The sequence below is a fragment of the Pseudomonas sp. GW821-FHT11G12 genome, assembly GCF_058808055.1.
On record NZ_JBXARH010000002.1, the window covers coordinates 249,550 to 260,115 of the forward strand.

13 protein-coding genes are annotated in these 10,566 nt (G+C 61.0%); 4 read left to right on the top strand and 9 right to left on the bottom strand.

Going from position 1 to position 10,566, the window contains the following annotated elements:
• Positions 1-3 precede the first annotated feature (3 nt).
• The 3 genes from AC1RR7_RS08800 to phoB all read right to left on the bottom strand — a co-directional run bounded on the left by AC1RR7_RS08800 (position 4) and on the right by phoB (position 3,506).
• Entirely contained in the window at positions 4-1,344 is a 1,341-nt protein-coding gene (locus tag AC1RR7_RS08800; RefSeq protein ID WP_096817174.1) for a hemolysin family protein, read from the bottom strand.
• Between the two features lie 111 nt (positions 1,345-1,455).
• Complete coding sequence (gene phoR / locus AC1RR7_RS08805; protein ID WP_218887987.1) at positions 1,456-2,742, bottom strand: phosphate regulon sensor histidine kinase PhoR; 1,287 nt, start codon at positions 2,740-2,742, stop codon at positions 1,456-1,458.
• A gap of 74 nt (positions 2,743-2,816) precedes the next feature.
• Complete coding sequence (phoB, locus tag AC1RR7_RS08810; protein ID WP_003229608.1) at positions 2,817-3,506, bottom strand: phosphate regulon transcriptional regulator PhoB; 690 nt, start codon at positions 3,504-3,506, stop codon at positions 2,817-2,819.
• Positions 3,507-3,657: 151 nt separating this feature from the next.
• Here phoB and AC1RR7_RS08815 point away from each other — a divergent pair, with 151 nt between their 5' ends.
• Positions 3,658-4,041: a COG4315 family predicted lipoprotein gene (locus tag AC1RR7_RS08815; protein ID WP_096817176.1), complete on the top strand. Its 384-nt coding sequence runs from the start codon at positions 3,658-3,660 to the stop codon at positions 4,039-4,041.
• Positions 4,042-4,103: 62 nt separating this feature from the next.
• On the opposite strand, the gene ubiA is transcribed toward AC1RR7_RS08815, so the two are convergent.
• On the bottom strand, positions 4,104-4,994 hold the full coding sequence (ubiA, locus tag AC1RR7_RS08820) for a 4-hydroxybenzoate octaprenyltransferase (protein ID WP_096817178.1): 891 nt from the start codon (positions 4,992-4,994) through the stop codon (positions 4,104-4,106).
• On the bottom strand, positions 4,994-5,545 hold the full coding sequence (locus AC1RR7_RS08825) for a chorismate--pyruvate lyase family protein (RefSeq protein WP_102620665.1): 552 nt from the start codon (positions 5,543-5,545) through the stop codon (positions 4,994-4,996). The genes ubiA and AC1RR7_RS08825 overlap by 1 nt, the downstream gene beginning before the upstream one ends.
• Positions 5,546-5,744: 199 nt before the next feature.
• Here AC1RR7_RS08825 and AC1RR7_RS08830 point away from each other — a divergent pair, with 199 nt between their 5' ends.
• The 3 genes from AC1RR7_RS08830 (at position 5,745) to AC1RR7_RS08840 (ending at position 7,549) form a co-directional block, all read left to right on the top strand.
• Positions 5,745-5,912, top strand: a complete 168-nt coding sequence (locus tag AC1RR7_RS08830; protein WP_007954349.1) for a rubredoxin — start codon at positions 5,745-5,747, stop codon at positions 5,910-5,912.
• A gap of 20 nt (positions 5,913-5,932) precedes the next feature.
• Positions 5,933-7,081: an NAD(P)/FAD-dependent oxidoreductase gene (locus AC1RR7_RS08835; RefSeq protein ID WP_096817182.1), complete on the top strand. Its 1,149-nt coding sequence runs from the start codon at positions 5,933-5,935 to the stop codon at positions 7,079-7,081.
• Between the two features lie 192 nt (positions 7,082-7,273).
• Positions 7,274-7,549, top strand: coding sequence for an HU family DNA-binding protein (locus AC1RR7_RS08840; RefSeq protein ID WP_003213368.1), 276 nt, complete (start codon positions 7,274-7,276; stop codon positions 7,547-7,549).
• Between the two features lie 103 nt (positions 7,550-7,652).
• On the opposite strand, the gene AC1RR7_RS08845 is transcribed toward AC1RR7_RS08840, so the two are convergent.
• The 4 genes from AC1RR7_RS08845 to AC1RR7_RS08860 all read right to left on the bottom strand — a co-directional run bounded on the left by AC1RR7_RS08845 (position 7,653) and on the right by AC1RR7_RS08860 (position 10,565).
• Entirely contained in the window at positions 7,653-8,597 is a 945-nt protein-coding gene (locus tag AC1RR7_RS08845) for a phosphatidate cytidylyltransferase (protein WP_273535694.1), read from the bottom strand.
• Positions 8,594-9,193, bottom strand: coding sequence for a lysophospholipid acyltransferase family protein (locus tag AC1RR7_RS08850; RefSeq protein ID WP_102620668.1), 600 nt, complete (start codon positions 9,191-9,193; stop codon positions 8,594-8,596). Before AC1RR7_RS08850 ends, AC1RR7_RS08845 begins: the two co-directional genes overlap by 4 nt.
• Positions 9,180-9,812, bottom strand: a complete 633-nt coding sequence (locus AC1RR7_RS08855; RefSeq protein ID WP_102620669.1) for a CDP-alcohol phosphatidyltransferase family protein — start codon at positions 9,810-9,812, stop codon at positions 9,180-9,182. Before AC1RR7_RS08855 ends, AC1RR7_RS08850 begins: the two co-directional genes overlap by 14 nt.
• Before the next feature lie 81 nt (positions 9,813-9,893).
• Positions 9,894-10,565 (bottom strand): DUF2931 family protein, encoded by a 672-nt coding sequence (locus AC1RR7_RS08860; protein ID WP_273535699.1) that lies wholly within the window; start codon positions 10,563-10,565, stop codon positions 9,894-9,896.
• Position 10,566 lies beyond the last annotated feature (1 nt).

Consider the following 10,566-nt stretch of genomic DNA (forward strand, 5'->3'; position numbering starts at 1 on the left):
CCGTCAGTCGAGCATCAGTACCTTGGCCAGAATGATCTTCGGGCCTTTCATCTTCTTGATGATGATCCGCAGACCTTCGACTTCCAGCACTTCTTCCTCTTCCGGCACCCGTTTCAGGGTTTCATAGATCAGCCCGGCGAGGGTTTCGGCTTCGATGTGATCCAGGTCGATCCCCAGCAGGCGCTCGACCTTGAACAGCGGCGTATCGCCCCGTACCAAGAGCTTGCCCGGCTGGTAGGCGAGGATGCCGCGTTCGGCCTTGCGGTGTTCGTCCTGGATATCGCCGACCAGCACTTCCAGCACGTCTTCCATGGTCAGGTAGCCGATGATGTTGCCGTCGGCCTCTTCGACCACGGCGAAGTGCGAACCGCCCTTGCGGAACTGCTCAAGCAGCTGCGACAGCGGCATGTGTCGCGATACGCGCTCCAGCGGGCGGGTCAGTTCGGCGAGGTTGAACGACTCGGGGATGTGATCCAGCGCCGCCAGTTCGAGCAGCAGATCCTTGATGTGCAGCAGGCCGACGAACTCCTGGCGCTCGCTGTCGTACACCGGATAACGGCTGAACTTGTGGCGACGGAACATCGCCAGGATTTCTTTCAGCGGGGCGTTGAACTCCAAGGTGATCAAGTCTTCCCGGGAGTTGGCCCAGTCGACCACTTCCAGCTCGCCCATTTCCACCGCCGAGGCCAGCACGCGCATGCCCTGGTCGCTCGGGTCCTGGCCACGGCTGGAGTGCAGGATCAGTTTCAGTTCTTCACGGCTGTAGTGGTGCTCGTGATGCGGGCCGGGTTCACCTTGCCCTGCGATGCGCAGGATGGTGTTGGCGCTGGCGTTGAGCAGGTAGATCGCCGGGTACATGGCCCAGTAGAACAGGTACAGCGGCACCGCCGTCCACAGCGACAGCAACTCGGGTTTGCGGATCGCCCAGGATTTGGGTGCGAGTTCGCCGACCACGATGTGCAGGTAGGAAATGATGAAGAACGCGGTGAAGAACGAGATGCCTTTGACGACTTCGGCCGACTGCACGCCAACCGCGCTCAGCAGCGGTTCGAGAATGTGCGCGAACGCCGGCTCGCCGACCCAGCCCAGGCCGAGGGAGGCGAGGGTGATACCGAGCTGGCACGCCGAGAGGTAAGCATCGAGCTGACTGTGCACCGTGCGCAGGATGTGCCCGCGCCAGCCGTGCTGTTCAGCGATGGCTTCGACCCGGGTCGAGCGTAGTTTGACCATGGCGAACTCCGCCGCAACGAAGAAGCCGTTGAGCAGAACCAGGATCAGAGCGAAAAGAATCATGCCGAAATCGGCGAATATTGTTGCGAGGGACAAGCCAGGGGAAGGGTCCATGATGGAGTTTTGCGGGTTCCGTGTGATTCGTAAGAGAGAAGAAATCGCGCCTGAAAGGCAGGCGCAAGTCAGCCAATGTAGCGGCTGACCTGGCGATTGCCTAGTCCGGCATTACTCAGCGGCGCTGATGACCCGCGCCTGAGCGACCTGCGCCGGGGCGAAATGGCAGGTGAATGTGCTGCCATGGCCGGGCACGCTGCTGATCTCCATCCGCGCGCGGTGGCGCAGCAACACGTGTTTGACGATGGCCAGGCCCAGGCCCGTGCCGCCGGTGTTGGAGTTGCGGCTGGAGTCGACGCGGTAGAAGCGTTCGGTCAGGCGCGGCAGGTGTTTGCTGTCGATGCCGATCCCCGAATCCTGCACGCTCAGGTGCGCGCCCTGATCGTCGCCCCACCAGCGGATGCGGATATTGCCTTCGGCCGGGGTGTATTTGACGGCGTTGAACACCAGGTTGGAAAACGCGCTGCGCAGTTCCGCCTCGCTGCCCTTGAGCAGGATGCTGGTGTCGGCTTCCAGGGTGATGCGCTGATTCTTCGAGCCTGACAACTGCTGCGCATCGCTCTTGATCGACTGCAGCAGGGTGTCGATATGCACGGGCTGGTTATCCGACGGGTAATCGGTGGCTTCCAGTTTGGCCAGCAGCAGCAAGTCGTTGAGCAGGGTTTGCATGCGCCCGCCCTGTTGCTGCATCTGCTGCAGGGCGCGGCTCCAGCGCGGGTTCACTTCCTCGACGTTGTCGAGCAGGGTTTCCAGGTAGCCACAGATCACCGTGAGCGGGGTACGCAGCTCATGGGAGACGTTGGCGATGAAGTCTTTGCGCATCTGTTCCAGCTGATGGATGCGCGTGACGTCGCGCACCAGCATCAAGTGTTCGTTGTTGCCGTAGCGCGTGAGGTACAGCTGGATGCGTACGCGATCGTTGGTCGGCGAGGGGATTTCCAGCGGTTCGGCGTAGCTTTCCTGCTCGAAGTATTCCTTGAAGCGCGGATGGCGAACCAGGTTGGTCACGGGTTGGCCGCTGTCCTGTGGGGTTTTCAGGCCGAGCAGGGTTTCGGCGGCGCGGTTCCACCATTCCAGGTTGCCGTCGCTGTCGAGCATGATCACCGCGTCTTTCAGCGCGGCGGTGGATTCCTGAACGCGGTCGATCACCGCTTGCAGGCGTCCGCGTACCCGTTGGTCGCGGCGTTGCAGGTGGTAGATGCTGTCGAATACTTCACCCCACAGGCCATAGCCGTCGGGCGGTGCTTCATCGGGTTGGTGCAGGCGCAGCCATTCGTGCAGGCGCAGCAGTTGCTTGAGCGTCCAGGCCAGGTACAGGCCCAGTCCCGCCGCCAGACTCCAGCCGTAGTAGCCGGTGATCAGGCCGATCACCAGGCAGCCGGTGACCAGCAACAGCATGTGGCGAATCAGGGTGCCATGCCAGTTTTGGTTCACGGAAAATGCGGTCCTTGTCTGCGGGGAGGGCGCTCGGCTCAGGCCTTGGTGGAGAACCGATAGCCAGTGCCGCGCACGGTTTGTACCAGATTTTCGTAGGCGTCGCCGAGCGCCTTGCGCAGGCGTCGGATGTGCACGTCGACCGTGCGCTCTTCAACATAGACGTTGCCGCCCCAGACCTGGTCCAGCAACTGGCCACGAGTGTAGGCACGTTCCTGGTGGGTCATGAAGAATTGCAGCAGACGGTATTCGGTCGGGCCCATTTCGGCCGGACGGCCGTCGATGGTCACGCGGTGGCTGATCGGGTCGAGCAGCAGGCCGCCGACTTCGATCGGCGCTTCGCCATCGGTCGGGCCGGCGCGACGCAGCACAGCCTTGAGGCGTGCCACCAGTTCGCGTGGGGAAAACGGTTTGGTGATGTAGTCGTCGGCACCGACTTCCAGACCCTGGATCTTGTTGTCTTCTTCGCCCTTGGCGGTGAGCATGATGATCGGGATGTCCCCGGTCAGCTCGTCACGCTTGAGGCGGCGGGCCAGCTCGATGCCGGAGGTGCCGGGCAGCATCCAGTCGAGCAGGATCAGGTCCGGTTTGCGGTCGACGATAATGGCGTGCGCCTGCTGCGAGTTCTCTGCCTCGAGGCAGTCATAGCCGGCCATTTCCAACGCAACGGCGATCATTTCGCGAATGGGCGCTTCGTCGTCGACGATCAGAATGCTCCTGCCAACCATGCCTTAATCCTCTTGTCATTTAACTGTCTTGCGCCGCATTAGATAACGGAATTATTGCAGTCGTGTGACAGTATTTTAGTCCAGCGGCGATTGTGCAGATCCTGAACTAAGCTCTAAGTCCGAATCCTGACAACCACAAAAGAAGGTTTCCATGACTCAAATGACTGCTTCCTTTAAGGCTTTGCTGATGGCTGCCGCCCTGACTCTTCCTGGACTGGCGATGGCGGCCGAGCCGGCCATGATGAAAGACGGCATGATGGTCGATCACAAAGGCATGACCGTTTATACGTTCGACAAGGACGCTGGCGGCAAGTCGATGTGCAACGGCGATTGCGCCAAGAACTGGCCACCGATGATGGCTCCGGCGGGCGCCAAGGCCGAAGGCAAATGGACGGTCATCAAACGTGATGACGGCATGATGCAATACGCCTACGACGGCAAGCCGTTGTACACCTTCATGAAGGACGAGAAGCCTGGAGAGATGAAAGGCGATGGCATGAAGGACGTGTGGCACGTGGTTCACGAGCACAAGTAAGCCATTGGCAGTGAGCTGGATCGCGGCCCGCAGGCATTGCCTCGGGCCGCGATGCTTTGAGGTCAGCGCAACGCGTAATCCAGCACGATCCCGACGAAAATCGCCAGTCCGGCCCAGTGGTTGTGCAAAAACGCCTTGAAGCACCGCATCCGGTCGCGATCACGGGTGTACCAGAACTCCCAGGCGTAGCACCCGGCCGCCACCAGCAGGCCGAGGTGGAACCACATTCCCAACTCGAACTTCGACCCGGCCAGCAACAGGCAGCCCAGCGACAGGGCCTGCAAGGTCAGGATGATCACCCGGTCCGCTTCGCCGAACAGGATCGCCGTGGATTTCACGCCGATCTTCAGGTCATCGTCGCGGTCGGTCATCGCGTAATAGGTGTCGTAACCCACCGTCCACAGCAGGTTGGCGATCCACAGCAGCCACGCGGTGGCCGGCAGCTCACCGGTTTCGGCGGTGAACGCCATCGGCATCCCCCAGGAGAATGCCGCGCCCAGCACCACTTGCGGGTAATAGGTGTAGCGCTTCATGAACGGGTAGGTGAACGCCAGCGCCAGGCCACCCAGCGACAACCAGATCGTCGCGGCGTTGGTGCACAGCACCAGCAGGAAACTCACGCCCATCAGCAGGGCGAAGAATACCAGCGCCTCTTTCGAACTGATCCGGCCGGCGGCCAGCGGGCGTTCGGCAGTGCGCTTCACATGGCCGTCGACCTTGCGGTCGGCCCAGTCATTGATCACGCAACCGCCGGCGCGGGTCAGTACCACGCCGAGGACGAAAATCACGATGTTGGCCAGCGACGGCGAGCCTTTGCCGGCAATCCACAGGGCCCAGAGCGTCGGCCACAGCAGCAGGTAAATGCCGATCGGCTTGTCCATCCGGGTCAACTGAATGAAATCCCAGGCACGCGGGTTCAGGCGATTCAGGGATTTGAGCAGGCTTTGATACATCAGCAGTTCTCCGGACGGGTGCGGACGGCTTCCCACAGCGTAGGCAGGAAAATCTCCGCCACCAGTACGCTCAATGCACCACGGTCGAAACGCGAGCGGCGGCCCCACAGTCCGGGAGCCCGGGAATCCTCGGGCAGCCAGTGTTCCGGGTAATGGCAGACTTCGATGGCGCGCCGCTGGAACGCGTGATCGCAGAACAGCAGTTCGCCCAGCGAGCGGCTGCCCAACTCATCCATATGCAACCCGTCGCCCTGCAAGGCACTGCGCGACGCCACGCTGCGGGCGAACACCCAGGCCTCGCCATGACCGCGCAAATACACCTCGCGCACCCAGCCTTCGCTGCCTTCGGCCAGCTCCAGCGCCGCGCATTCGTCGTCGCGCAGGGTCTGCCAGCCTTCGAACAGCGGCGTGACGCTGAAGCCGTCATCGGACAGGCGGGTCAGGCGGCGGGTCAGGGAGCCTTCGTCGAACAGCCAGTCGAGCGTGGACGTGTCGGGGAGGGGGTTCAGGTGGCTTTGCAGGCGCCACAGCGGGGCGTTTTTGAGTTGCACAATGAGTCATTATTGGCAGCAAATGAGGCGGCGAGCTTACCATGGCGAACCGCGAGTTTGATTGATCCGGGCCGCCATTGCGCCGAACAGGCTTGCATCTGGCCGGTACGATCAGTACAAAACGCCCTGAGCCGGACGGCAGCGCTGCACCATCGACCGTCCGCGCCGGCTAAAGCCTGAACCCTGAGGAAGTACCTGAATGAAGAAGTGGCAATGTGTGGTCTGCGGCCTGATCTATAACGAAGCCGATGGCTGGCCGGACGACGGCATCGCGCCGGGCACCCTGTGGCAGGACGTGCCGGAAGACTGGCTGTGCCCGGACTGCGGTGTCGGCAAGATGGACTTCGAAATGATCGAAATCAACTGAGAACCCACAAGGAGTAAGGCATGAGCGCACCTGTCGTAATCGTCGGCACCGGGCTGGCGGGTTACAACCTGGCCCGCGAGTTTCGCAAACTCGATGGCGAAACCCCGCTGCTGTTGATTACCGCCGATGACGGTCGTTCCTACTCCAAGCCGATGCTCTCCACCGGCTTTGGCAAGAACAAGGACGCCGACGGCCTGAGCATGGCCGAACCTGGCGCCATGGCCGAGCAATTGAAGGCCGAGATTCGCACGCACACCCGCATCAGCGGTATCGACGCGGGCCACAAGCGGTTGTGGATCGGTGAGGAAGCGGTGAGCTATCGCGACCTGATCCTCGCCTGGGGCGCCGAAACCGTGCGTGTGCCGATTGAAGGCGATGGCGCGGATCTTGTGTTCCCGATCAACGATCTCGAAGACTACGCACGGTTTCGCGCGGCGGCGGCGGGCAAGCGTCGGGTGTTGCTGCTCGGTGCCGGCCTGATCGGCTGTGAGTTCGCCAACGACCTGATCCTCGGCGGTTATGAGGTACAACTGGTTGCGCCGTGCGAGCAAGTGATGCCGACCCTGCTGCACCCGGCCGCAGCGGCAGCGGTGCAGGCCGGGCTGGAAAGCCTCGGTGCGCGTTTCCACCTCGGCCCGGTGCTGACCCGACTGCAAAAAGTCGCCGATGGACTGGAAGCCCACCTGTCCGACGGCCAGGTTGTCCCTTGCGATGTGGTGGTGTCGGCCATCGGTCTGCGCCCACGGATCGATCTGGCGGCAGCAGCCGGTATCCAGACCAATCGCGGCGTGATGGTCGACCGCCATCTGCAAACCTCTCACGCCAACATTTACGCCTTGGGCGACTGCGCCGAGGTCGACGGGCTGAATCTTTTGTACGTGATGCCCCTCATGAGTTGTGCGCGAGCGCTGGCACAGACCCTGGCCGGTAACCCGACGGCGGTGAACTACGGGCCGATGCCGATCACGGTTAAAACGCCGGTCTGCCCGCTGGTGGTTTCGCCACCGCCACGGGGCCGCGAAGGCGTCTGGACGGTCGAAGGGCAGGGGGCCGACGTCAAGGCGCTGTGTCACGACGCAGAAGGGCAATTGCTCGGTTATGCACTGACGGGCGCGGCGGTGATGGAAAAACTCGCGCTGAACAAACAGCTTCCGGCCTTGCTGGCGTAAATACTGGTCGTTCTGTCGGAATCACCCCGCTTTTGCCCCCACAAAGGTCGCGGGGAGACTGGCGCCGCCCTTAACCGCGTGCCATCCTCACTCCCGTCTGCCGCAGAGTAGAGCCTGCGGCGCCTTGGGCGCTGTTCCAACGAGAACAGCACGGACATAACAACAAAAAACCGACTCAAAGGGGCTTCACTAATGCGTAAACCAGAACTCGCCGCTGCAATCGCTGAAAAAGCGGATCTGACCAAAGAGCAGGCCAACCGCGTTCTCAACGCCGTCCTCGAAGAAATCACCGGCGCCCTGCATCGCAAGGACAGCGTCACGCTGGTGGGCTTCGGCACCTTCCTGCAACGCCATCGCGGTGCCCGCACCGGCAAAAACCCGCAAACCGGTGAGCCGGTGAAGATCAAGGCCAGCAACACCGTTGCGTTCAAGCCAGGCAAATCGTTGAAAGACAGCGTCAATCCATAATTGCGGCGCACTCCCTGAGTAACGGGGGAGAACCGTAATGAAAAAATGGGCACACCGATTGCGGTCGGGTGCCCATTTTTTGTGCCTGTAGCAATTGCACGGCTCAGACCGAGAAAAAGTACCGGGTCAGGTGAAAGAAAATCGGTGCGGCGAAGCAGATCGAGTCCATCCGGTCGAGCATCCCGCCGTGGCCCTTGATCATCGTCCCCCAATCTTTCGCGCTCAGGCTGCGCTTGATCGCGGACATGACCAGGCCGCCGAGGAAACCCATCACCACAATGACCAGCGACATCAGCAGCGATTGCCAGAAGCTGAACGGCGTCATCCAGAACATGCAGCCACCGATCAGCGTGGCGGAGAGCCCGCCACCGACCAGCCCCTCTACGGTTTTCGACGGGCTCACCAGCGGCGCCACCTTGCGTTTACCGAAGAGCTTGCCGAACACGTACTGCAGCACGTCACTCATCTGCACCACGAACACCAGGTAGAACAGCAGCAGTGCGTTCTGGCCCTGGAATCCCTGCAGATCCAGCAACAACAGCGCGGGCGCATGGCTGATGCAGTAGATGCAGATCATCACGCCCCACTGAATCTTCGCCGTGCGCTCCAGAAAACCCTCGGTGTCCTGGCTCAGCACGGCAATCGCCGGCAGCAGCAGGAAGGCGTACACCGGTACCAGCAGGGTGAACATCGAATACCAATGAGTGCCGATCAGCAGGTATTGCAGCGGGATCAGAATGAAAAACGCCGAAAACAGCGCGTTATGATCACCACGCGCCGTGGGCGTCAGCGTGATGAACTCACGCAGTGCAAACAGTGAAATGAAACCGAACAACACCACCGTCGCATTGGGGCCGAGCAGCCAGGACACGAAGAAAATAATGACCATCCCCCACCAGGCATTTACACGCTGGTTGAGGTTTTCGATGGTTGCGATCGAGCTTTCGCTTTGTGCGCGTCTGGCCAGTACGCCGCCAATCAGCGAAGCCACCGCCAGCAACCCGGCGATTGCCGCGAAGAACCACAGGAACTTGGTTTCCAGACTCATTTCGACAACCTCACGATGGCGTCACGCGCCCGCTCCAGGAACACCTGTTTCTCCTCGCCTGCAATCCGTTGCAGCGGGTCGCCGATGCGGATCGTGCAAATGATCGGCAAAGGTACGTGTTTGCCTTTTGGCATCGAGCGATGCAGGTTTTCCAGGTAGATCGGCACCAGATCGACCTCGGGGAAGGTCTCGGCCAAACGGAAGATTCCGGATTTGAACTCACCGGGCAACGCCTGCGTCGAGCGGGTGCCTTCGGGGAAGATGATGATCGAATGACCGGCCCGCACCACGTCGAAGATCGGTTCCAGCACGTTGACGCCCGGCGCCGGATTGCGTTCGATCAGCACCGCATTCAGGCCTTTCTGCGAGATGTACGACAGGAAGCGGTTCTTGCCCCAGTAGTCGGCGGCGGCCACCGGCTTCACGTTCACCCGGGCTTCCGGAGGCAGCGCGGCGATGATCGCCAGGGTGTCCATGTGGCTGGTGTGGTTGGCGAAATAGATGCGCTGGCGCGAGAGGTCCGGTGGGCTTTCCCAGCGGGCGGTCACGCCGATCAAGAAGCGCAACACCGAAATCAGTGCATTACTGATCCACATGGGCGTTCCCCTTCAGTTGTCTGGCGATGGCCAGGGTTCGCGTCACGCAGGTGGCGACTGAGCCAAGGGCGATGATCACCAGCGCGATCAGCAAAGCGTAGTGCGTCGCGTAGTAACTGGTTTCGAACACGTTCAACACCAAGGCCACCGTCATCACTGCCATCCGGTGCTGCTTGGCCATCGGCCCCATGAAGCTTTGCGTGAGCCCGAGTGAACCGCCGAAGACCCGGACATACGCCGTCAACGCGGCGGCCAGCGCGGCAAACCAGCCAAGATCGGACTGCCCGATGGCAAAACCCAGCCCGACGATCAGCAGGCTGTCCGCCACCCGATCCGGAAACTCGTTGTACAGGCTGCCAATGGCCGACTGCTTGCCGCCCTCGATCGCCACCATCCCGTCGAACAGATTGCACAACAGCCGCAATTGAATGCCGACGATGCACAGGATCGAACCGGCCACGCCGTTATCGATGTTCAGCGTCACGGCACCGAACAGCGCGAAGAGCATGCTGATGACAGAGATCTGGTTGGGGGAAATGTCCCGCTTGACCAGTTCATCCGTGAAGCGTTTCGCCCAGCCCGCCGAGCGCGTCTTGATGGGCCTTCTGTTTTCATCCATTTGCCAATGTCCGTATCAGTGATGAGTTGCAGTGAGTTTATTGTGGTCGCTGGCGGTAGACGGTGCCTGACAATCGGGTGGTCACCAGGAATCGTAGGGGATGCCGTATTTTTCGATGTAGGCTTTGGATTCTTCATAGAGCTGCCTGTGTCTTCCGTTGGTCTTGCCACCGTAGGGACCTTTGGGATCGATCTTGCCCTGGACCCGCATGACTTCGGTCGACAAAAGACACTGGCCGCCCAGCCAGACCTTGGCGATGCCGCCTGGCGCGAGGCCGATGACCATCATATTTCGGTAATCCGTGATCCACTTGCCGTCAGCCCGACAGAAAACTCTCTCACCCTTGAGCATGATCTGGCGCACTGAGTCCGGGATTTTTATGAAGGCTTTGTAAGTCTGTGGTTCGGCCATAGACTGCCAGCGGACGAAGACCAGATAGGGCAGCGCGGCCCCCGTGACACGTCGACCTTTGCCTACCGGATGTTCCGGCCATCCTGGTGCCTGCCCACGGAAAGTGGTGGGCACGCCTTTGCTGTACGGTCGAGGATAGGCAAAGGCTGGAACTCCTCCGGCTGCGTCCAGAAACACGCGTTTGTTGACGTCCACGACGTCAGCATTTTCGATCCAGGCCTCCATGTAGTCGGGTGTGAAAAACCTGAGCATCCAGCCGTCATAAGGCAGCGATCTTGTACCACCGGATGTGCAGCCGCCCAGCAACACAATGAATATCAATGCAAAGCCAATCTTGAGCATG